This window comes from Mesorhizobium sp. M0243, assembly GCF_040321775.1.
Taxonomy (GTDB): Bacteria; Pseudomonadota; Alphaproteobacteria; order Rhizobiales; family Rhizobiaceae; genus Mesorhizobium.
On the sequence record NZ_JAMYSF010000029.1, the window covers coordinates 19,437 to 41,427 of the forward strand.

The 21,991-nt window shown below is 61.0% G+C and carries 14 protein-coding genes and 1 pseudogene; 7 read left to right on the forward strand and 8 right to left on the reverse strand.

Annotation, left to right across the window (positions count from 1 at the left end):
* Positions 1 to 129: 129 nt before the first annotated feature.
* The 4 genes from NKJ11_RS27735 to pdxR form a co-directional block, all read right to left on the reverse strand.
* On the reverse strand, positions 130 to 2,526 hold the full coding sequence (locus NKJ11_RS27735; RefSeq protein WP_352794756.1) for a transketolase: 2,397 nt from the start codon (positions 2,524 to 2,526) through the stop codon (positions 130 to 132).
* Between the two features lie 51 nt (positions 2,527 to 2,577).
* Positions 2,578 to 3,528 carry a PDR/VanB family oxidoreductase gene (locus tag NKJ11_RS27740; RefSeq protein WP_352794757.1) on the reverse strand — a complete coding sequence of 317 codons (951 nt, stop codon included), beginning with the start codon at positions 3,526 to 3,528 and terminating at the stop codon, positions 2,578 to 2,580.
* 6 nt (positions 3,529 to 3,534) lie between these two features.
* A complete protein-coding gene (locus NKJ11_RS27745; RefSeq protein WP_023758446.1) occupies positions 3,535 to 4,026 on the reverse strand; it encodes an MOSC domain-containing protein in 492 nt (163 codons plus the stop codon).
* Between the two features lie 159 nt (positions 4,027 to 4,185).
* Positions 4,186 to 5,691, reverse strand: coding sequence for a MocR-like pyridoxine biosynthesis transcription factor PdxR (pdxR, locus tag NKJ11_RS27750; RefSeq protein WP_352794787.1), 1,506 nt, complete (start codon positions 5,689 to 5,691; stop codon positions 4,186 to 4,188).
* A gap of 74 nt (positions 5,692 to 5,765) precedes the next feature.
* Between pdxR and NKJ11_RS27755 the strand changes: the two genes are divergently transcribed.
* Positions 5,766 to 6,998, forward strand: coding sequence for a trans-sulfuration enzyme family protein (locus NKJ11_RS27755; protein ID WP_023697828.1), 1,233 nt, complete (start codon positions 5,766 to 5,768; stop codon positions 6,996 to 6,998).
* Positions 6,999 to 7,050: 52 nt separating this feature from the next.
* A complete protein-coding gene (locus NKJ11_RS27760) occupies positions 7,051 to 7,953 on the forward strand; it encodes a dihydrodipicolinate synthase family protein (RefSeq protein WP_352794758.1) in 903 nt (300 codons plus the stop codon).
* A 535-nt stretch (positions 7,954 to 8,488) separates the two neighbouring features.
* Here NKJ11_RS27760 and NKJ11_RS27765 read toward each other — a convergent pair.
* Positions 8,489 to 8,731: an ATP-dependent DNA ligase gene (locus tag NKJ11_RS27765; protein ID WP_023766628.1), complete on the reverse strand. Its 243-nt coding sequence runs from the start codon at positions 8,729 to 8,731 to the stop codon at positions 8,489 to 8,491.
* 393 nt (positions 8,732 to 9,124) lie between these two features.
* On the opposite strand from NKJ11_RS27765, the gene NKJ11_RS27770 reads away from it, so the two are divergent.
* The 3 genes from NKJ11_RS27770 to NKJ11_RS27780 all read left to right on the forward strand — a co-directional run bounded on the left by NKJ11_RS27770 (position 9,125) and on the right by NKJ11_RS27780 (position 14,974).
* On the forward strand, positions 9,125 to 9,583 hold the full coding sequence (locus NKJ11_RS27770) for a (2Fe-2S)-binding protein (protein ID WP_023708041.1): 459 nt from the start codon (positions 9,125 to 9,127) through the stop codon (positions 9,581 to 9,583).
* A gap of 3 nt (positions 9,584 to 9,586) precedes the next feature.
* Positions 9,587 to 11,797: a xanthine dehydrogenase family protein molybdopterin-binding subunit gene (locus tag NKJ11_RS27775; RefSeq protein WP_352794759.1), complete on the forward strand. Its 2,211-nt coding sequence runs from the start codon at positions 9,587 to 9,589 to the stop codon at positions 11,795 to 11,797.
* A 1,140-nt stretch (positions 11,798 to 12,937) separates the two neighbouring features.
* Positions 12,938 to 14,974, forward strand: coding sequence for a carbamoyltransferase family protein (locus NKJ11_RS27780; RefSeq protein ID WP_352794788.1), 2,037 nt, complete (start codon positions 12,938 to 12,940; stop codon positions 14,972 to 14,974).
* Between the two features lie 160 nt (positions 14,975 to 15,134).
* Here NKJ11_RS27780 and NKJ11_RS27785 read toward each other — a convergent pair.
* The 3 genes and pseudogenes from NKJ11_RS27785 to NKJ11_RS27795 all read right to left on the reverse strand — a co-directional run.
* A pseudogene (locus NKJ11_RS27785) lies at positions 15,135 to 15,778 on the reverse strand (transposase); the annotation flags it as partial.
* A gap of 810 nt (positions 15,779 to 16,588) precedes the next feature.
* Positions 16,589 to 17,227 (reverse strand): FMN-binding negative transcriptional regulator, encoded by a 639-nt coding sequence (locus NKJ11_RS27790; RefSeq protein WP_352794760.1) that lies wholly within the window; start codon positions 17,225 to 17,227, stop codon positions 16,589 to 16,591.
* Positions 17,228 to 17,276: 49 nt separating this feature from the next.
* Entirely contained in the window at positions 17,277 to 17,921 is a 645-nt protein-coding gene (locus tag NKJ11_RS27795; protein ID WP_352794761.1) for a helix-turn-helix domain-containing protein, read from the reverse strand.
* A gap of 89 nt (positions 17,922 to 18,010) precedes the next feature.
* Here NKJ11_RS27795 and NKJ11_RS27800 point away from each other — a divergent pair, with 89 nt between their 5' ends.
* Both NKJ11_RS27800 and NKJ11_RS27805 read left to right on the forward strand, forming a co-directional pair.
* The gene (locus NKJ11_RS27800; RefSeq protein WP_352752665.1) at positions 18,011 to 19,132 is read left to right on the forward strand and encodes a trans-sulfuration enzyme family protein; all 1,122 of its coding nucleotides are present in this window, start codon (positions 18,011 to 18,013) and stop codon (positions 19,130 to 19,132) included.
* Between the two features lie 572 nt (positions 19,133 to 19,704).
* Entirely contained in the window at positions 19,705 to 21,351 is a 1,647-nt protein-coding gene (locus NKJ11_RS27805; RefSeq protein ID WP_031203413.1) for an MFS transporter, read from the forward strand.
* Positions 21,352 to 21,991: the final 640 nt, after the last annotated feature.

Consider the following 21,991-nt stretch of genomic DNA (forward strand, 5'->3'; position numbering starts at 1 on the left):
GGTCGCACAAGCTACTCAAGCGCGATCAGAACGTCCACAGTGTCCCGGCCCTGTCCGCTTTGAAGCGAACCGGAACGCCCGTGGAAACAGCCGATCCGTACCAGCCACGGAGCATCCGGTCGCTCATGGTCAAGGCAGCGCCTTCCGGTAGCGAACAGCCGGTCCCGCACTGACCGCCTGCGCCGCATGTACGATGGCGTTGGTGTCCAGGCCGTGGTGACGGTATAGGTCCGCAATAGTCCCCGTCTGGCCGAACTGCTCGACCCCGAGCGCCTTCACGCGATGCCCGTTAACCCCACCGAGCCACGCGAGCGTCGCCGGGTGGCCGTCGATCACGGTGACGATGCCGCAGTCACGCGATAGCGGCGCGAGCAGCCGCTCGATATGACTCAGGGCGCCGATCGCGCCACGCTGCCGGGCACGTTCCGCCGCCTGCCAGCCCGCATTAAGCCGGTCCGCGGAGGTGATCGCGAGCAGCCCGACATCGCGCCGGTCCTCCGCCAGAAGACCCGTCGCGGCAATCGCCTCCGGCGCGACGACGCCTTGATAAGCAATGACGACACTCGCGTTGGGCCCAGGCGGACGCAGCCAATAGGCGCCATTGACGATGTCCCGCGCGAGCGCCGGGTTCATGTCGCGCAGCGGCTGCTCGAGCGGCCGGGTTGACAGGCGAAGATAGACCGATCCTCCGGTCTGATCACGCAGCCACGTCGTCTCATCCGGATCCCCCTCGCCATTGCGTTGCATGTAATCGAAGGCAAAGCGCATGATCACGGACAGTTCGTCGACGAAGGCCGGTTCGAAGGCGCAAAGCCCATCCTGCGCCATGCCGATCAATGGGGTGCCGATCGACTGGTGTGCCCCGCCCTCGGGCGCCAGCGTCACGCCCGAGGGCGTTGCGACCAGCATGAAGCGCGCATCCTGATAGCAGGCGTAGTTTAGCTGGTCGGCCGATCGGTAGATGAAGGGATCATAGACTGTCCCGATCGGCAGCAGGCGCACGCCATTGATCGAGTGCGAGAGACCGAGCGCCCCGAGCATGATCATCAGGTTCGACTCGGCGATCCCGAGCTCGAGGTGCTGCCCCTTCGGCCCAAATTCCCAGGTAAAGGTCGACGGAATGCGTTCGGCCTTGAAGGTGTCCGCCATGGTCTCCCGGGCGAAAAGGCCGCGCCGGTTGACCCAGCCACCGAGATTGGTCGAGACCGTCACATCGGGCGAGGTGGTGACAATGCGGTCGGCAAGCAGACTGCGCTCGCGTGCGATGTCGTTCAGGATCTGGCCGAAGCCCATCTGGGTCGAGAGCGGCTTGCCGGGCTGCCCCGGTGACGGAAGGGATTCGGGCACCGGCACCGACGGCGCAGACAGCCTCCTACGCCCCTCACTGAAGAACGGCGCCTTTGCGAAGAAGGCGTCAAGTTCCGCTTCCGGCAAGGTGGCGGCCGCCCATTTGTCCCACTCCTCACCCCGCTTTACGCCCATCTGCAGGCGGTAGTCTTCCATCTGCGTGGGCGTCATCTGCCCCGCGTGGTTGTCCTTGTGTCCGGCAAGCGGCAGACCGTAGCCCTTGATGGTGTAACAGATGAAGCAGACGGGACGGTCATGCCTGGACGCCGCCTCGAAGGCTTCGAGGAGGCTCGGCATGTCATGCCCGCCAAGGTTCGTCATCAACGCCTGCAACTCGTCGTCGGAGCGGCGTTCGATCAGAGTGGTGACCGGCCCTTGGTCTCCGATCTCGTCGAGCAGCCGCTTGCGCCAGGCAGCACCCCCTTGGAAGGTCAGCGCCGAATAGAGCTGGTTCGGACAGCGCTCTATCCACTCGAGCAGCTTCTCGCCCCCCGGCTCGGCAAAGGCAGCCTCTTGCAGAGCGCCGTGGCGCAGGACCATCACGTCCCAGCCGAAGTTGCGAAAAATCTGCTCGAACCGCTGCCAGAGGCCCTCCCGGATCACGGCGTCGAGCGACTGGCGATTGTAGTCGACCACCCACCAGCAGTTCCTGAGCCCGTGCTTCCAGCCTTCGATCAGGGCCTCGTAGATGTTGCCCTCATCCATCTCGGCGTCGCCGATCAGGCTGACCATTCGGCCCTCGGCACGCTCCTTCATCCAGCCGTGACCCGAGACGTAGTCCTGCACCAGCGACGAGAACAGCGTCTGAGCAACGCCGAGACCCACCGACCCGGTCGAGAAGTCGACATCGTCGACATCCTTCGTCCGCGAAGGGTAGCTCTGCGCGCCCTTGTAGCCGCGGAAGTTCATGAGCTTTTCGTGGGTCTGGTTGCCCGCCAGATACTGAAGTGCATGGAAGATCGGCGCCGCATGGGGTTTGACCGCCACCCGATCCTGCGGGCGCAGGACCGAACCGTAGAGCGCGGTCATGATGGTACTCAGCGACGCGGACGAGGCCTGATGCCCCCCGACCTTGATCTCATCGCCCTCGCGGACGTGGTTGGCGTGGTGGATCGTCCAGGCTGCGAGCCAGGAGACGCAGCGCTCGATCTCGTTCAGATATTCCAGTTTCCTCGTCATTCAGTTTCCCGCAAATCAGCTGCCGGTCTCACAGGACCCCCGCCCAAATGGTCAAAGATCGAGTTTCAACACACCTGTCGCGCGCGACACACAGGGGATGAAGCGGTGGCCGCGTGCCTCCTTGGACAGGACGGCATCCCGATGGATCGGCTGTCCCGCCAGCATTGCGCATTCGCAGGTCCCGCACACCCCGTTCTCACACGAGGCCATCAACGGCACACCGGCTGCACGCAAGGCGGCCAGTGCCGTGGTCTCAGCCGAAACCTCAACCACCCTGCCCTCAGCCAGTTCTATGACGAATGGTTCCGGTGGCGCGCCATCAAACTCGGGAGGCTGGAAAGTTTCGAAATGAACAGTACCCTCGGGCCAGTGTTGAGCCGCGCGCCCCACAACCGCCATGAAGCCAGGCGGTCCGCAGTAGTATGTCTGCGCGTCGCCCGAACGGTTCGCCAGCAGCGCGGCGATGTTCTGCCGGGTCTGAGGCTCGTCGTCGAAATGGATCCGCACATTGCCGCCAGGAAGATCGCTCCCGATCGCCGCCAAGAGTGGCGTGAGCGCCCGGCTGCGGGTGAAATAGTGCAACTCGAAGGGCTTGGCCTGCCGGGTGAGCGCGCGCGCCATGGCCAGAATCGGGGTGATCCCGATTCCCCCTGCCAGCAGCAAAGTCGGCCCCTCGCCTGGCTTGAGCGCAAAATGGTTGCGTGGCGCGGAGACAGGCAGTGTGGAGCCGACGGCAATGGTTTCGTGGATCCACGCCGAGCCGCCACGGCCGTCATTCTCGCGCTTCACCGCGATGGTGTAGCGGCCAAGCTCGGTCGGGTCGCCGCAAAGTGAATACTGACGCACCTTCCCTTCAGGCAGATGGACGTCGACGTGAGAACCCGCTTCGAACGCCGGCAGCACAGGTTTGCGTGGGTGTTTCAGGTCGATGACCAGCACGTCGCCCGGCTCCTTGCGGGCGGCGGTCACGGTCAGCTTCATGATGATGCGCGGCGAGGCCATGGCGTTTCACTCGTCGATGGGCAAGATCAGATCACCGGGCCGGATCACGCCCCCGACCTCGATTGTGCAGTTCAGGCCGGAGCGGTTCAGAAGCCCCTCGTAGAGACCCGGAAGCCCGAGCAACTCCTCGATATACTTGCACGGCACATTCATCCGGGCGGCCCTGAGGATCGTTTCCCCGACCCGGAAGCGTTTGCCGACAAGATGGCTAAGCGGAACGCCTCGTGTCGTCAGATTGCGCCGGTGATCTTCGGGTGCGAGCTTGGCCTTGAAGCCCGGAATTCTGGGTTCGCCCTGCGCGATGGCGTCCAAGACTTCAGCTTCGATCAGCGTCACTTCGCGAACATCAGGACGCGCGGAATAGGTCCCCGTCCCCAGGTAGTAGCGGTCTCCGACAATGCCTTGGCCGGCAATAAGCTGCGCCTGCGCCAGCTCCTCCATTTCATAGGAGGCGGCAGGCGCGATATGGACGTGAAGCAGCTTTCCTCGCCAGGTCATCATCGCTCTCGGAAATTCGTCTCGTGGAAACCTGCTGCAAAACTGGCCTGATCAACAGCGCCAGTTGCATGGCATTTTTCCGGTCCAGTTGGCTGTTTGGAAAGAAATACGGGGGGCCCTCGGACCGTTTTCAGCGCCAGCTTTCGGCGTCGCCCCGTCTCAGTTGTTCCGCGCCGGCATCGCGTCTTGCACCTGCTTGACAACCTCTCGCAGGACCTCAACGCCCTTCCCGATCTGCCGAATGCTCAAGGCGGCATAGCCCATGACAAGTCCGACGCGATCGGTGCGGCCTTCGTCCGATGGCCGTTCGTAGAGCGGCGAGATCAGGTGTAGCCCCAGGCCAGCGTCGCGGGCGGATTCGACCAAGGCCGTTTCCCGCGATCGTGGCAGGTCATTGAACCAAACCGCGACGTGCAGTCCCGCATCTGCTCCCTGGACAGTGATGCGATCCCCGAAGCTGTGCTGCAAGGCACCCAACAACGTTTCCCGACGCTCGCCGTTCAGCCTGCGCACACGGCGCACATGGCTTTCGTAGCCGCCGCTCTCGATCAACGATGCCAGCGCTTCCTGTTCAGCGACCGGCGAATGCCGGTCTGCGAATTGTTTGGCGGTTGCGAAGACCTCCTGCAATTCGGGCGGGACGACGAGGTAGCCGATGCGCAGCATCGGCGAGAGCGTCTTGGATATCGTGCCGAGGTAGATGACAGCCCCGTGGTCCTCGAGACTGTGCAGCGGAGGGACCGGATTGATGTCGTAGCGATATTCGCTGTCGTAGTCGTCCTCGATCACATAGGCGTTGTTGTGCCGCGCCCATTTCAGAAGCTGATGGCGGCGCGCGATCGGCATGACGCCGCCCAGCGGAAACTGATGCGATGGCGTCACATAAGCCAGTCGTGCTCCGATCCCCGCCAGCAACTCGGTCCTCATCCCGTCTCCGTCGACGATGACCGGGATGGGTGAGGCACCCGTACTGGCAAAGACCTGACGCGCCATCCTGTAGCACGGATCCTCGATGACGAAACGGTCGGCGGGATCGAGAAGCAGGCGCGCGCACAGATCAAGACCCTGCTGCGAACCGTTCACAACTATGATCTGGTCGAGGTCGCAGCTCAGGGTCCGGGCGCGCCAGAGATAGCCCTGAAGCGCCTGGCGAAGCCGGCGCGAGCCGCGAGGATCGTCATAGGCAAGACGCAGCGGGCGCTGCCCCATCGCCTCGTTCATCGCGCGTTTCCAGACCAATGAAGGGAAATCCGACGGCGCGAGGTCGCCATAGCGGAACTCGACCTTCAGCCCAGTCGGCAGATAATCTGGCCAGGGTGACGTCGCGCGCAGCCGCTCGCCATATGCGGACAGGTGGATCGGGCCGACCCGTTGCGCGTGAGTGCGCCCCGTCCCATGGCCCATCAACGAAGACGCAACGCGAGGTCGTGCGCCTTGACGGACTTCGATGAAACCCTCCGCAGCCAGTTGTTCATAGGCGACCGTCACCGTGGTTCGCGAAACGCCGAGGTCATTTGCCAGGGCCCGGGAGGATGGCAACTGACTGCCGGTTTCGTAGACGCCGCCGAGGATTTGCTCGCGAAGGGCTTCGTATATCTGGCGTGCACCCATCGCGTGCGAGCGCGCTGCAGACCCGGCACTTGAAGACTGGACCATCTCTTTCATCGCCAACTGGATATTTCACATTGGCCAGGTTGCCGTCAATCTTTCGGAACCCCAAGAGAGATCGCAGAGGCCGAATGACCAGCTCCCATCAATCCGAAACCGATGCTCCCACGGGGTCGCTCAACCGCACCAGCCCCGGATTTGCCACCCGGGCGATCCATCATGGCTACGATCCGGCCGGCTTTTCCAATGCCGTCCAGCCGCCAGTGTTCCTGACGTCAACCTATGGGTTCGAAAGCGTGGCAGCAAACGATGCCGCCGCCGCCCTTGGTGGAAGGCTCTATGCGCGCGAATACAATCCCACGACCGAGATCCTCGAGCAGCGGCTCGCGAATCTGGAAGGAGCCGAGGCGGGGCTGGTTGTTGCCTCGGGGATGGCGGCCTTCGGCACTCTGATCCTGTCGCTCCTGTCCCAGGGCGATGAACTCATCGTCCACAAGACGCTTTATGCGAACACGCTTGCCATGGTCGAACAGGCGGTCCCCCGCTTCGGCATCAAGGTCGTCGCGGTCGATCTGTCAAATCCCCACAATCTCGATGCTGCGATCACCGAGCGGACGCGGCTGGTTTTCTTCGAGACGCCGGTGAATCCGCTGAGCCGCATCCTCGACATAGCGGCAATTGCCGAGCGCGCTCACGCGCGCGGTGTAAGGGTTGCAGTCGACAGCACCTTCGCCTCGCCCGCGCTCCAGCGACCGCTTGAGCACGGGGCGGACATCGTGCTCCATTCGATGACCAAGTACATCAATGGTCATGGCGATGCCCTTGGCGGGGCGCTTCTCGGCGACGCCCAAACGCTCCGTACGCTGCATGAAACGGGCCTGCGCTACATCACCGGCGCAGCGCTCTCGCCCATGTCAGCTTTCCTAATCCTGCGCGGTCTCAAGACGCTGACGCTGCGTATGGAACGGCACAGCGCCACGGCCCTTGCGGTGGCTCGGGCGCTGGAAGCGCACCCGGCGGTGGCATTTGTGAGTTATCCGTTCCTCGACTCGCACCCTGATCAGGTGACGGCGCGAAAACAGATGTCCAACGGATCGGGCATGTTGGCCTTTGGCCTCCACGCTGGATACGAAGGAGCGCGCCGGATGATGGACCGGCTCAACCTGATCATTCGCGCCGTCAGCCTCGGCGATGCCGACAGCCTCATCTATCATCCAGCAAGCCTCACCCGTGCTCGGCAGCCGATCCGCAAGGATGCCCATTTGGCCGATGGAGTCGGCGAGGATCTCATGCGTCTCTCGGTGGGGCTTGAAGACGCTGATGACCTGATCGCCGATCTGCGGCGGGCTTTGGACGTCTTGTAATGACCTGGCGTGCGGCCACCTCTGCGCTCACACATAGATCTGGAGCCTTGCCATGGCATTCCTGAGCGGTCTTTCCGCGTTCCCCATCACCCCGACCAATCGTGACGGCCGCGTCGATAGCGTTGCCTTGCGCAGGCTGATTGCTCGGCTTCGCATTGCTCAGGTCGATTCCATCGGTCTTCTCGGCAGCACCGGCACATACATCTATCTGTCGCGCGAGCAACGGCGGCGGGCGCTCTCCGAGACCTTGGACCAAACGGCGGGGCAAATGCCGGTCGTGGTGGGTGTGGGCGCGCTGCGCACCGATGAAGCCGTGGGGCTCGCGCAAGACGCCAAGGCCCTTGGAGCAGCTGCGGGTTTGCTTGCCGCCGCCTCCTACACCCCGCTTACTGATGACGAGGTGTTCGAACATTTCTCCACTGTGGCGCGCGAAAGTGGCCTGCCTATCGTCGTCTACGACAATCCAGGAACGACGCATTTCCATTTCAGTCCACCCCTTGTCAGCCGCCTGGCAAAGGTGGCTGGGATTGTCGCCATCAAGAATCCGACAGACAAAAGCGATGCGATCAAGAACCACCTGACCGCCCAGAGGCGCACACTGCCGGAAGGGTTCTCGATTGGCTACAGCGGCGACTGGAACGCCGCCGAGGCCATGATCGCCGGCGCCGACACATGGTACAGCGTCCTCGCGGGCATCCTGCCCGAGGTCTGCATGACGATCGTCACAGCGGCGCAACAGGGCGATGCGGCCGAAGCGCGACGGATCAATGCCGCGCTGGTCCCGATCTGGAGCCTCTTCAAGGAGTTCTCGAGCCTTCGCGTCGTCTATGCACTCGCTGAATTGCTCGACGTTTGCAGTGCCGAACCCCCGCGTCCCATCCTGCCTCTGCCCCCAGCAGCGAAGCGCCAGATCGCCGCCGCGTTGAAAGGTTTGCCATCGGATGCCAGCCGGTGAACAGCAAACCCCGTTCGGCAAGTGAAAGGAAGTGCATGTATTTACCCGCTCATTTCGAGAATTGATCGAAAACAACGCACTCGGCGTGCTGATAGCCATGGCTGGAGCAGTCTCGACGCCAATCACACCCCCTTCGAACTCGACAATCGACTGCGGAGGTACAGACTGCGCAGGGCACTCCGCCCATGCCGCACCGTTCGCCTTCAAACTAGGAATCGGTGGTTTATCCATTTGAATGGCATCGAGCCGGCGCTTTACTTCCGGCCCGGTGCGCGCATTGAAGCCGGTGCCAATGCCGCCGGCGAACACCAGATTTCCGTCCTCGACATTCGCCAGAGCACGCTTCCCGACCGCCGTAACTGTTGCCGGGTTCGCAGCCGATGACGATGAACTCATCACTCAGCACGCATTTTGTCTCACCCATTCTTTGGCGCCGGCCGGATCGATATGGACTGACACGCAGCTTGGAGACGATGCCCTCGAGGCCGAACTGGAGACTTGCGCGAGATGTCGCTGCCGCCGCTGATCTCGTCGCTCAGAACGATGCCGTTTGGCGGCGTCTCAGCAGGTTAACTAGCGCTTTGCGCCGATCGACGAGTGGCCGATCGCGAAGACCCTCGCCGTCGATCTTGAGCAGGTCGAAGCCGGCAAGCATGGTCCTGACGTCTCCCGCCGCGGCCAAGAGCCCGCTGAAGACTGGGAATGCGCGACAAGCCTTCTGGTCAACGACGAACGCCTCACCGTCTATTATCGCGTCCGAGGCGCCGAGCTCGGCCACCGCCCGGGACGATAGCCGGAAACCTGAGGGTCCAGTCGTGGAGGTTGCGGGTCGAGGTAGGCCCCCATCGATAGTCGTCCCATTTCATTTCGTGTAGCCAATCAGGGCCCTGCCGGACGCGGCCGACCAGCGGTCGATGTTCGCGACGACCCGAATGTCCAGTCTCGTGTAACCCAGCCTAAAGCGGCCTGTCCGCCCCAAAAAATGACATTCAGTTGCCTCCAGCCTTTCGACACGACCCACTTCACGATCTCGTAACTCGCCAACCTAGCGGCTTGTTGCTTGAGCTGCGCGTTCCTAGGGTGTGGTCGCTAGGCCTCAGCAACAAGAGCTCGGTTGCCAGGCGGGCGGAGGCTCAACGAGATAGCCAGCTCAGGACAAGGAGAGCAAGCAATGGTCGCTTTTACCCTCAATGGCGAGGCGCGAACACTCGACGTCGATCCAGAGATGCCGCTGCTCTGGGCGGTCCGTGACGTCATCGGACTCACGGGAACGAAATTCGGTTGCGGGCTTGCCCAGTGCGGCGCTTGCACGGTTCACGTTAACGGCATGCCGACGCGCTCGTGCCAGACCGCAGTCGGCGACATCGAAGGAGCCTCGATCACCACCATTGAGGGTGTGTCGGGCAAGATAGGCGAAACGGTCCAGGCCGTGTGGGCCGAGTTCGACGTACCTCAATGCGGCTATTGCCAGTCTGGCCAGATCATGTCGGCCGTGGCCCTCCTTACAGAGACGCCTAAGCCGTCGGACGATGATATTGATTCGGCGATGAGCGGCAACCTCTGCCGCTGCGCCACCTATCATCGCATCCGCGCGGCCATCCACGAGACCGCCAACCGGCTGGAGACTTGAGGCATGTCGCAGTTTCTCTCGAAGCATAACTCCGTGCGGCCCACGCGCCGCCGGTTCCTCGTCGGCGCGGGCGCCACCACCGCTGGCCTCGCCGTGGGCTACCGGCCAGTGCTGGCCGCGCCCGACATCGCACAAACGACTACTGCAAAGGTTCAGGCGAACCCCTTCCAGACCTATGTCGAGATCACAAAGGAGAACCGAATCATCATCCACTCCTCGCAGTTCGAGATGGGACAAGGCTCCTATTTCGGCATCGCCACCCTGGTTATGGAAGAACTCGACGGCGACTGGGCGCAGGTGGACGTGGTCGGCGGATATGGCAATACCGCGCTCTACGGCAATCTCGCCTGGGGCGGGGCCGCACAGGCAACTGGTGGCTCCACGTCGATGAGTTCGTCGTGGGAACGCTACCGCAAGGCGGGTGCTGCCGCACGGGCCTTGCTGGTGGCGGCCGCGGCGCAGCGGTGGGATGTGCCAGCCGGCGAGGTCAAAGTCGCTTCCGGGGTCGTGTCGCACGCCTCAGGGATGCAGGCGCGCTACGGTGACCTGGCTGAAGCCGCAGCGGGAATGCCGGTTCCCGACGACGTGCCGCTAAAGCCGCGCGACAAGTGGGCCCAGATCGGATCGGACAGCCTCAAGCGCTACGATTCCGCCGGCAAGACCAACGGCGCGCAGACCTACACGATCGACCTCATGATGGAGGGACTCCAGACGGCCGTTATGATCCATCCGCCGAAGTTCGGCGCCGAGATCGAGAGCTTCGACGCAACCAAGGCCAAGGCACTCGACGGCATTGTCGATGTCGTCCAGACGCCGCGAGGCATTGCCGTGGTTGGCAGGGACACCTGGACGGCGCTCAAGGGCCGCGACCTCGTGGAGGTGACCTGGAACGAGGAGAAGGCCGAAGGGCGCGGCACGGCCGAGATCATGGCCGAATACAACAAGGCAGCAGACGATCTGGGCGCGGCCACCGCGCGCGACGACGGTAACACTCCCGCAGCGTTCGCCAGTGCTGAGAAAATCATCGAGGGGCACTACGAATTCCCCTATCTTGTCCATGCTTCGATCGAGCCACTCAACGCGGCCGCCCGAATCAACGAAGACGGCACCATCGACGTCTGGGGCGGACACCAGATGCCCGACCTTTATCAGGCGGCTGCCGCTCAGGTAGGCGGCACCACGCCGGACAAGGTGAGACTGCACGTGATGAAGACCGGCGGCAGTTTCGGCCGCCGCGCGGTCTTGGATGCAGATGTCATTATCGAAGCTGTTTCCACAGCGCGTGCACTGGGACGCGGCAAGCCAGTGAAGGTGCAGTGGACCCGCGAGAATGACATGCGGGGTGGGCGGTACCGGCCGGCCTATGTGCACGCAGTCAAGGCGGGGCTCGACAAGAAAGGCAATGTCGTCGCTCTCCATGACCACATTGTGGGCCAATCGGTCTTGGGCGGTTCGACCTCGGCGGCGATGATCAAGAACGGCATCGATCCAACCTCCGTAGAGGGCGCCACCAACCTGCCCTATGCGATCCCAAACCTGAAGGTCGAGCTGACCACCACGGACGTGAACATCCCGGTGCTGTGGTGGCGTTCGGTAGGCTCCACCCACACCGCTTACGCGGTGGAAACCCTGATCGATGAGCTCGCCGCCGCTGCGAACCGTGATCCGGTCGACTTCCGCTTGTCAATGCTCGGTCACCATCCACGGCATGCCGCCGTGCTTAAAGTGGCTGCTGAGAAGGCAGGCTGGGACAAGCCTCTGCCGGAAGGCCGTTTCCGCGGCGTGGCCCTGCATGAAAGCCTCTCGACCTATGTCGCCGATGTGGTGGAGATCACCCTCAACGATGAAAATGGTTTCAAGGTCGACCGCGTCGTCTGCGCGGTAGATTGCGGCACCGCGATAAATCCTGACCAGATTCGCGCTCAGATGGAGGGCGGTATCGGATTCGGGCTAGGCGCGATCCTCCAGGAGGAGCTGACCCTGAAGGGCGGTGTCGTAGACCAAGAGAACTACGATACCTATACACCGCTCAGGATCGAGCAGATGCCGCGAGTCGAGGTGCACATTGTGCCGTCCGAGGAGCCGCCCACGGGAGTTGGTGAGCCAGGTGTGCCGCCGATCGGCCCGGCCGTCGCCAACGCGCTACGGGCGGCGACGGGCAAGACTATCCGCAAGCTGCCGATTATAAAGAACATGTCAGGAATGACACCATGAAACAGCCGCGATGAAGATCGCGCCGTTTTCGAACGCCTCCTGACAGGCGCTCATTTCCATGGGTCAAATTCCGGCGGCTGCCCGCTGCAATATCCGGTTTGGAGACGGCACCCCGTGGTCTGAACGACCACAGACGGGCCTTGGCGCCGGTTCCACTGAAGAACCGCTTTCGAGACGCAAATGCGTCCACTCCATGAAGAGCACAACCGTATAGCACCAGGAAGGCTAGCTACCTCCATCGCTTCGGAGACCCAGGAACCCTCAGAAAACCGAACCTCCCGAGCTCAGAGGCGCTCGTGATCACAATCGCGCTGGTGCGTGGATCATTGTTCAAGGGTTTGCCGATAGGCAGGCGAGATGGCCGATCGACATGATCTTCGCCCGATGCCCTACAAATACAATGCCAGCCGCTGTCACGGAGTCGCGAAGACGAAGGCAATGAGGGTCGACGCCGATACTCATCGTTTGGTTGACAGAGCGCTTGGAATGCCATGCGCTTCACATCGGAGTAGCCATCCGGGAAGCCTGAAGCGCTTTGAAAACGCATGTGCTGCGGCTGTTATTCATAGCGTGGATGACTTTGATCAAAACAATCGATTTCATCACTCTTCCGGAATCGTGCATGGACAAAAAAGAGCCTCACGCACCAATCACACGCTGCTCTATCGCGTGACGAAAGCTGCCTTAGGAATAATCCAAAGGAGAAACTCTTCGATGCGCCCTGACGTGCAGTGGAGGTCGTGCCGAGAAAGTGAGTTGCAACTGGCCGACAATGTCGGGCGGTGCGACCATGGTCGCTTCGGACAATGAAATCGGGCCAGCTCACGGGGGCGGTACTGTTATTCGTCGACGGCCGCCCTTCCCAAGAACAGGCGGCATCGCAAGTTGGTTCTGCCGATGAAAACGACATCGCCGGATACATGTCAGCAGCCGCTCAGGATTGGATGATCCAGCCAAGCTCTCGGCGTGATGGCACTGTAGGCGTCACAGTCGAAGCATCTCATTGATCGTTTATGAGGCTTTCTTCGATGCCGCTGATGCCTGACGGGCGGTCGCAGCTGCAGGCGACAACACGGCCTATTTAGTTGGAAACAGTCGAGGTAAGCCAATTTGGCTTCCCGTTACTATCTGGAGAAAGAAATGCTGTGCCTAGGAATCAGCGGCGGACTTGACCAAGTCCATGAAAACCGATTCGAGCGTCCGAACGCCTTTATGCACGATGGCGCCGCGGTGCTCGTCCGAGACGGAAAGGTGATAGCCGCCGTAGAAGAGGAACGCCTCAATCGAATCAAGCACTCGAACAAGCTGCCAAGTGGTTCGATTCAATACTGTCTCTCGACGGCCGGGGTTCAGCTCAGCGACATTGATCGTGTCGCGGTCTACGCCAGCGAGCCCTATGCCAACGCCATGCTTGAAGGTATGTCCGCTTCCCAACCGGACATTCTCTCCACTCCGTTGGATGCTAAAATGTTGGTGCAGAACCTGTTAGCGCGTGAGTTCGGCACTAAGTTGGACAGTTCGCGCATTTCATTCGTAGGTCATCATCAGGCGCACGCCGTGAGCGCCTTTGGAATGTCGGGCTTCGAACAAAGTCTCATTCTAGCGATTGATGGCTGTGGTGATTTCCTGTCGGGCCTTGTGGCGGTAGGGTCTGGCACAGAAATTACGCAAATCGAGGCTTTCCCGGAGGACAATTCTCTTGGGCTGTTTTATCTCGAGACGATCCGCTGTCTCGGCTACGGCATGTTCGACGAGTATAAGGTAATGGGACTCGCGCCCTATGGCGACCCCGCTCCCTATCGCGAGCTCTTCGAGCAGTTCTACGAGCTCTCCGCCAACGGTGGCTACCGTGTTCACCTCGACCGCATCGGTCCGGCGTTGCTCCGCAACATCGAGATCAGGCGAAAGGGAATGCCTTTCACCCAACAGCATCGAGATGTGAGTGCGTCACTGCAGGAAGCGCTTGAGCGGATCGTGTTCCACATTCTCCGGCACCACCGTGAGGCCACCGGCATGAAGCGGTTGTGTCTGGCGGGAGGGGTAGCCCACAACTGCACGATGAACGGCAAGCTGCTGTATTCAGGGCTTTTCGAAGACATCTTCGTGCAACCCGCGTCTCACGACGCTGGCTGCGCATTGGGAGCTGCGCTGATAGTCTCTAACGAGATGGGCCGCCCCGCGCCGCGTGAGCGACTGCAGGAGGTCTATTGGGGTCCTGATCTCGGGAGCGACCGCGCCGTGGAACAGGAACTGAATGCATGGTCCGGACATCTCGAGGTTGAACGCTCTTATGACGTAGCGAGCAGTGCAGCCCACTGGATCACCAACGGCGCCGTGATCGGCTGGGTGCAGGGTCGTTCGGAGTTTGGGCCACGTGCGCTGGGCAACCGCAGCATTCTTGCCGACCCTCGGCCCGCTGCAAACAAGGACCGGATCAATGCCATGGTCAAGAAGCGCGAAGGCTATAGGCCTTTCGCACCATCTGTGCTGGAAGAGGATGCGAGCGAATTTTTCGACCTCCCGGACGGTAAGCACGAATTTCCATTCATGAATTTCGTCGTTCGCGTGCGTGACTCAAAGCGCGCCTTGTTGGGTGCCATTACGCACGTCGACGGTACGGCTCGGCTGCAAACAGTATCGCGCGATGCCAACCCCGCTTACTGGGAGGTCATCAATGCGTTCAAGAAGCGGACAGGCACTCCAATTCTGCTCAATACGTCCTTTAACAATAATGCTGAACCGATCGTGGATACGGTTGCAGACGCGATTGCCACATTTTTGACGACAGAGCTGGATGGACTTGTGGTCGGGCCCTTCCTGGTAAAAAAACGGGCTGCAACGCTGAAGGATTGGACTGCGCTTGCGATTTCATTGCCTCCCTCAGTCTCCCTCCATCAAACCCGTGCTTACACAGCGCGAGATCATCAGGAGACTGTCTGCGAGATTATTCCGAACCACTCCAGCATTGACAGTGTGCGAATTTCAAACGACCTGTTTAATCTGCTGATGCGGATTGAGGGCGAAGCCGTGTTAAGCGATCACCTCAATATAATTGCGCCGGATCAGGCTGAGCATGAAGCTCTGCTGGAGGACCTGCGAAGACTGTGGGAGCAGCGCCTGGTTCGGCTGCATCCCTCACAAGCTGCTCGGATGGATCATGGGTCCGATAAAACCTGACCAGCCTAATAGGCTATCAATGTGATAGAGATGCCGCTCAATAGTGTTCATCGACCCCGCCTGCGAGCTCACCGCTGTGATTAGGGGGGTCGAGGTCGCCCTGGTCAGTATGCTTGGGAATGCTATTGAATGGGTCGTGTGCCTGGGTTGGAAAGGCGGGTCTGGCCTCACCGGACTTCTGTGTCGAGAGGTCCAGCCCGCAAAACTTTAGAAACTGGCGATGATGACCTAAGCGGCGAAGATCGCCGGCTTCGGCAATGACGGTCAATGCCTCGATCGGTCCGATGCCCGGGATTTGTCGCAGGAGCTGATAATCCTGGCTGTGCCGCAGCAGATCGTCGGCCTGTGCTTCGATCTCATTATGTTGCCGGATCAGGCTGCGTGCTTCGTCAATGACCATCTGGAACATGCGAATGGCAGGCGCATCAAGTCATCCAGTGGCAGCGGCAATCCGATCGATGGGCGCGCCGTCTCGAAAATATCCATCAGAATCTGTGTCTTGCTGACCTTGCGGCCGACGACATCCCAAGCTGCTGCCACAAACTCCTCCTTCGTCAGCGCCGTAATGCTTGCTGGGGTCGGAAAGGCATGGAGGAAGGCAAAGAACCAATCGCTGCGGCTGTTCCCCCGGAAGCGATCGATCTCGGGAAAATACAGCGGCTGGTAGTGTGTCAGCATGCGGTGCTGGATCTCGGTCTTGGCCCTGGCGATCGCTTCATGTGTCTTCGACAGTTCCTGCACTTCGTTGATGCCGGCTCGCAGCGGATCATGGTAGACTTGCGTCGCCTGTATCCTGAGCATGTGCTCACCTGGGCATCGATCTTCTTGCCGAATATGACGCCGAAGGCCTTAAGAAGCCCAGGCATCTGTTCGCTGACGAGAAGGTCACGTGCCGACAGCAGCACCCGCACGACGCAGGTGCCGTGGCTCTGATGCGAACCTGCTTAAACCATCCGGTCCGTCCGATCTGAGCAAGGCCCGCCGCTCGTGGCGGCCCGATTTGTCCGGCATCATCGAGAGGGCGGCGCTTGACACGATCGGAAGTCCGCGCTTCCTTAACTCGTTCCAGAGCCAGATCGCAAGCGGTCACGGCTCCATGCCGATCCGCTCCGTCTCCGCAGCTCCACAGTCCCGCCCGCATCTCCCAGTCGCGCCCGGGTAGCCATTGCGCTGCAAGGCGGGTCTGATCGCTACGGCGGCGCCGCCACCATCTCCATCAGTCGGTTCGGCGACAAAGCCAATCATCTCCCGTAAGAGAAGTGCTTTCGGGCAAGTTCCGCGGGTTCAAGGAGATCGTTGACGGCGCCGCACTTGGAGCTGCGTCGAGCGCATGGTCGAGCTTGCCGCCCAAGGTACGTGGCTTCGAAACGCGTGCGATTGCGCCTCATAACCGCTGCGCGGCTGGTCGCGGACATACGAGGGGGCGCAGGCGCCTGAAACGAACCCGTCGGTCACGACGGAGCAATCCTGCCGCCTGACCAGGCGCGTGGGAAAGTATCACAACGGTGACCACAGCGTCGCTTCAGGCCGTCAAAAGCTATTGCCGTGCGTCAAGGCGGGCTAGGTGACCCGTCGGAGGCCGGCACCAGCGGCTTTGTCCGGACAAGACAAATGCTATTGGGATTTGGCCGCCGCAGCCGCGAGCATCGCTTCTCCCATCGCAATGGCCCCTTGGGCACGCAGCATTTCACCAGGGTTCTCAATGTCGCGCACCTCTTTGTTCTGGCTGAGTTTTGATTTTCCAACCAGGCCGGTGATCTCGATCTCCAGGGCGACGATTGCCTTGACCATCGTGTCGATGAAGTCCCTCGGCGCGTCGCCCATCTTCCATGGGACCGGCTGCGAGGTTTCTTGCATATGAGTGAGCTTCGCCACGTTGCGGCGCACATACCGCTCATCATCCCGGACAGTGATGCGTCCGTGGGCATGGACGACGAGATAGTTCCACGTCGGCACCTGCTTGTGGAATTCATGCTTGCTTGGATACCAGTTCGGCGAGATGTAAGCGTCGGCCGCACGGAAGATTACGAGAACCTCATCGCCATTGGCGACTTCCTCCCAGACTGGGTTCTTGCGAGCGACATGGCAATTGAGAACGCCCTTGTCTCCCTTCGAGCGGTCAAGCTCGAAGGGGAGGTGGTTCGCGTCCAGTGTGCCTTTGCTTTGGGTGACGAGGATACCAAGCGGGTGTTTCTCGATAAGCTCGAACAGGGCGTTCTGATCAGGGACGGCAAAATGAGGCGGAACGTACAACGGTTTATCTCCTGTCGCGAATGTGCGGTTGCTAGTAATCGGCGGAGCCTTACGGAACGGGCTCCTGAATCTTCGCTGCCGTCGACGAGTGCCCCGGATCTCGGTGTCCACCACGCTCAAGAACCGCCATCGAGAAATGGGCGGGCACATCAGATGCCGCCGCGTATGCGTGCGGTTGATCAGTGACAAGCCGCGCACTCTCGCCTTCGCTTAAAATTACCACATGGGTACCTACCACAACGCTCAGGGCACCCTGACTGACCGAGATCAGCTCGCGCGTATCCGGACTATGAGCATCTGCGGAAAACACGTCGCCCGGCATCATGACCCAGCTCCACAGTTCGAACATCGTGCGCCCCGAGGTCGATGAATGAAGTTGTGCAAAGCTTCCCTTGGCGCTTGTCCAAAGCATCCTCGTCTCCGTCCGCTCAATAGGGAGGCGAACTATGGAAGGATCGTCATTCAGCAAATCGGCCACGGAGAGCGAAAACGCCGCCGCCAGTCGGCAAAGTATGCCGATACTAGGGTTCGCCTTGCCTTGCTCCAGCGCGACCACGGTTCCCTTGGACAGGCCGCTCAGTTTTGCCAAGCGATCCAGGGTCAGATTTTGGTCGCGCCTCAAGTCTCGGATTCGAACAGCTATCGCTTGCCCAAGGACCTGCTCGGCATCAAAGGCTGTCGTAACATCGGTCATTATATTGACTTAGGACCTCGGCTCACCTATTGCGGTCAGTATAATGACCGGGGCGAAATTGCAACTGCCCGTTAGGAAGGAAATAACCGATGCGTTTTGAGACGAAGGCGATCCACTGCGGCCGAGGGGTCGACGCGTCCACGGGGGCCGTATCCATGCCGCTGCACACCAGCACGACGTTCGAACGCGGTGTCAACGGGTCATTTCCGTCCGGCTTCGAATACACAAGGGATGGAAATCCTACACGCAATGCGTTCGAGGCGGCCATGGCGACGCTTGAGGGAGGGGAAGACGGCATCGCCTTCGCTTCGGGCATGGCCGCGATCGCTGCAGTTTTCGAGAGCCATCCGTCGGCGGGTCGGATCGTTCTGCCGGATGACATGTATTTCGGCATTCGTTCGCTGATCGAAGAGACCGACATTGGGTCTCGTTTCGACTTTGCCCCAGTCGACATGCGCGATTTGGACGCTTTGCGCGCCGCGGTGACATCGAAGCGGACTGGCCTCGTCTGGATCGAGACGCCGTCAAACCCGATGATCCGCGTTGTCGACATTGCGGCCATCTGCGCAATCGCGCACGAGGCAAACGCCTTGGCGGTGGTGGACAATACGTGGGCCACCCCAGTGCTTCAACTGCCACTCGAAATCGGGGCAGACGCGGTGATGCACTCGGCGACAAAGTACATTGGCGGCCACTCGGATTTGATGGCCGGTGTCGTCATTGTCCCAAATGCGTCACCCCTCGGTCGCCCATTGCGGATGGTCCAGAAACACAAGGGCAGCGTCGCAGCGCCCTTCGACTGTTGGCTGGCGTTGCGGGGCCTGCAGACATTGCCGGTCCGCATGCGCGCCCATTGCGAAGGCGCCCAGAAAGTGGCCGAGGCCCTGGCGTCTCATCCGCGCGTCGAAAAAGTGCTCTTTCCTGGTCTGCAAACTGATCCGGGACACGATCTTGCTACGCGGCAAATGAGCCATTACGGAGCGATGCTATCCTTCATCGTCGAGGGCGGAGCCGATGCTGCAATGGCCGTGGCCGGCCGCCTGAAGATTGTTGTCCGGGCGACAAGCCTTGGCGGGACGCATTCTCTGATAGAGCATCGCGCATCCGTTGAAGGTGCGAAGTCCAAAGCGCCAGGCGGATTGCTGCGAATTTCTGTAGGGCTTGAACATCCTCAGGACATTATCGATGACCTGATGCAGGCCCTAGGCTAAACCTGCAAAGCGGGAGTCCAATGACGGGTGCAAGAACTCTGGCGCCGCTTTATGTGGCGGCTGGCGCAGCCGACGATCGGCAGAACAATGTTCCTGCTGAGTAGAACGCACGTCCTCTGGTGAACCGCTATCGCCGTGTCGCATCGTCTCGGGCGCGTGGTCGCATGGGTGATGAACGTCTTCGGGTTTCTGGACGATGGCCACGCGCTCGACCGGAAGCGGAAATACCCAGATTTGCCGTTGACCTACTGCTGCTCGACCTCGTCGGAGATCGCGGTCAACAGATGGGATGGATGTGCTGGCACCACGGCAGTTTGACAAGCCGGCCATCGGGGCGCTAGCACCGTCCAAAGCCAAGAGTCGCAGGGCAGAACTGACCGCACCAAGCGGGCTGCGGGACCCATCAGCTAACGGCCAGGTTGGTACCTCAACGCGCATCAGCACCGTGGATGCGACATTGTCCTTGTTGCGAGCGCGATCTCGGAACTTCGTTGTGACGCAGTCTGTGCAGAGAGCGCACCGCTGTAAGCAAAATGAGCGGAAGAACGACACCCAGTGGAGGTGAAGAAGTGATGCGGCGTCAAGATCCTCCGCGCTTTGCGGCAAACACACTGATCCCTCTTCACAACCCGGTCTTTCGTTCTATCTGGACAGCCACGCAGATATCCAGCCTTGGCTGGCTGGTGCAGAGCGTGGCTATAAGCTGGCTCATGGCCACGATTTCAGCCTCCGATCTGATGGTTGCGCTCGTACAGGCTGCATCGACACTGCCCGCGTTCTTCTTGTCGATCCTTGCTGGAGCCATTGCAGACAGCTTCAGCCGCCGTGGCGTGATGCTTGCCGGACACTGCCTGATCGCACTGGCATCCACGGCGCTGGCACTCTCTGTGGGACTGGGCTTTGCTAGTCCATGGCTAATCCTGGGACTGAGTTTCTTGGCCGGATGCGGCTTTGCCTTGAACGATCCAGCCTGGCACGCCTCGGTCGGCGATATCCTGGAAAAGCGCGACATACCCGCTGCAGTGACGCTGATGTCGGTGGGGTACAACGTGGTTCGGAGCATAGGACCGGCGCTGGGCGGTGTAATCTTAGCTTTGCTGGGCCCCCTTACGGCTTTCGCCCTCGCTGCGCTAAGTGACCTGGTCCCGTTGAGCGCTGTTCTGCGCTCACAGTGGCAAGTTCGCTCTTCGCCTCTTCCGCGCGAGCGGATGACTACGGCTATTCATGATGGCATGCGATTCACGGCAATATCCTCAGAGATCAGAGTGGCGATCGTGCGTGCAACCCTGTTCGGGCTGTCAAGCATCTCGATCCTTGCTTTGCTCCCCCTCCTGGTTCGCGACCAGCTGGCGGGAGGGCCAATAGTGTACGGCGTGCTATTGGCCGGCTTCGGCACAGGCGCCTTCATCGCCGGCATTGGCAGCAGCTACTTGAGACGCATCACGTCCCAGAACCGATTGATCACGCTCGCATCCGTTGCTTGCGCAACGTGCTGCCTTTTGATGGCCCTCACATCGTCGGTGGCTGTGGCGGCGATCGCGCTTGCAATCGGTGGCGCTGGCTGGGTTGTCACCTGGACCGGAACCGACGTGTGTGTGCAGTTGGCAAGCCCAAGGTGGGTCGTTGGTCGCACCCTGTCCATCTATTACGCCCTGACCTACGGCGGCATGGCAGCGGGTAGCTGGATCTGGGGTGCTGTCGCGCAGTACTATTCGCTGACGTGGGCTTTGGAAGGTGCTGCAGCGGCACTGTTGCTGGTCGCGGCTGTGGGAAAGCTATTGCCGGTGCGGCTATGGGAGGAATCGGATCAAGCGGCCGTCGACTTCAGGCCACCAGAACTGGCCCTCCCTTTGAAGCCCAGGAGCGGTCCGATCGTGATCAAGGTGGAGTACTCGATACTGGAGGAGAGTATCGATGAATTTCTGAGCTGCATGCGCGAAAGGCGGCGCGTTCAGAGCCGCGCCGGTGCGCGGGACTGGACCCTCCAGCGCGACCTTCAGAAGTCGACGCTTTGGACCGAGACCTTCCGCACGCCGACATGGACGGACTATCTTCGTCTAAACCATCGACTAACGGTGAATGACAGGGACATAGGCGAGCGCCTTGCCGCTCTGCACATGGGTGATTCTCCGCCTCGCATCTCACTTTCAATCGAGCGGTCGACAAGCCCCGCCCCCGGCAGCCAAGTCCAGCCTGTGCCTTTTGTATCGCGCCCGTGAGAAAACCAAGACTTGTCTGGGCTTGGACACGGAACGAGCTACTCCTTAATTTGTTGAGCCTGCCCGGATTGCAAATCGTTCCGGCCGGTTAGGCGAGCATGAGGATTCGCGTGGCAATTATGTCCATCACGGGTCCCATGTTCAGCCCGAGACCCCCCTCTCTGCCGCCAGATCGGCTTGAGCACGGATTCAGGTCGCCTGTCCTTTGCATAGCGGCGGGCAACGAATAGCAAGGGGCGGAGGGTATCCCCGTCTGCGAAGCGGGCAGAGGAGGAATCCGCAAAGCGGGTTGCTGGGGAGACGGGCCGCGCGCCTCTTTCCGCCTAGTTTTCTCCGTTACAAAGTCCTCCCGGGACGGACTGCAAGTTTACGCCAGGGCCAACAGCATGATTGCTCGCACGGGCGACCGCCGCGTCTGCCGGTCCTGCGAGTAGAATAAGATCGGGAAGTGCGGCTTCATCCTCGATGCCAGAACTCGCGTCGCCGTACCGCGGCCGCCAGAGCCCCTTGCGCTGTCACGAGTCAGCCCACCTTTCTAGCTGGCAGCCCATCGGGAGCCGATCCGCAGCACCTGTCGGCGCGCCTTCCGTGTCAACGCAGAACATGATGCATATTCCCAGCGCTTTTTGACAGAGCGAAC

Excerpts from the sequence above, each read along its gene's own strand:
- NKJ11_RS27735 (WP_352794756.1), bottom strand. The coding sequence starts at position 2,526 with ATGACGAGGAAACTGGAATATCTGAACGAGATCGAGCGCTGCGTCTCC.
- NKJ11_RS27740 (WP_352794757.1), bottom strand. The coding sequence starts at position 3,528 with ATGGCCTCGCCGCGCATCATCATGAAGCTGACCGTGACCGCCGCCCGC.
- NKJ11_RS27745 (WP_023758446.1), bottom strand. The coding sequence starts at position 4,026 with ATGACCTGGCGAGGAAAGCTGCTTCACGTCCATATCGCGCCTGCCGCC.
- pdxR (WP_352794787.1), bottom strand. The coding sequence starts at position 5,691 with ATGAAAGAGATGGTCCAGTCTTCAAGTGCCGGGTCTGCAGCGCGCTCG.
- NKJ11_RS27755 (WP_023697828.1), top strand. The coding sequence starts at position 5,766 with ATGACCAGCTCCCATCAATCCGAAACCGATGCTCCCACGGGGTCGCTC.
- NKJ11_RS27760 (WP_352794758.1), top strand. The coding sequence starts at position 7,051 with ATGGCATTCCTGAGCGGTCTTTCCGCGTTCCCCATCACCCCGACCAAT.
- NKJ11_RS27770 (WP_023708041.1), top strand. The coding sequence starts at position 9,125 with ATGGTCGCTTTTACCCTCAATGGCGAGGCGCGAACACTCGACGTCGAT.
- NKJ11_RS27775 (WP_352794759.1), top strand. The coding sequence starts at position 9,587 with ATGTCGCAGTTTCTCTCGAAGCATAACTCCGTGCGGCCCACGCGCCGC.
- NKJ11_RS27780 (WP_352794788.1), top strand. The coding sequence starts at position 12,938 with ATGCTGTGCCTAGGAATCAGCGGCGGACTTGACCAAGTCCATGAAAAC.
- NKJ11_RS27795 (WP_352794761.1), bottom strand. The coding sequence starts at position 17,921 with ATGACCGATGTTACGACAGCCTTTGATGCCGAGCAGGTCCTTGGGCAA.
- NKJ11_RS27800 (WP_352752665.1), top strand. The coding sequence starts at position 18,011 with ATGCGTTTTGAGACGAAGGCGATCCACTGCGGCCGAGGGGTCGACGCG.
- NKJ11_RS27805 (WP_031203413.1), top strand. The coding sequence starts at position 19,705 with ATGCGGCGTCAAGATCCTCCGCGCTTTGCGGCAAACACACTGATCCCT.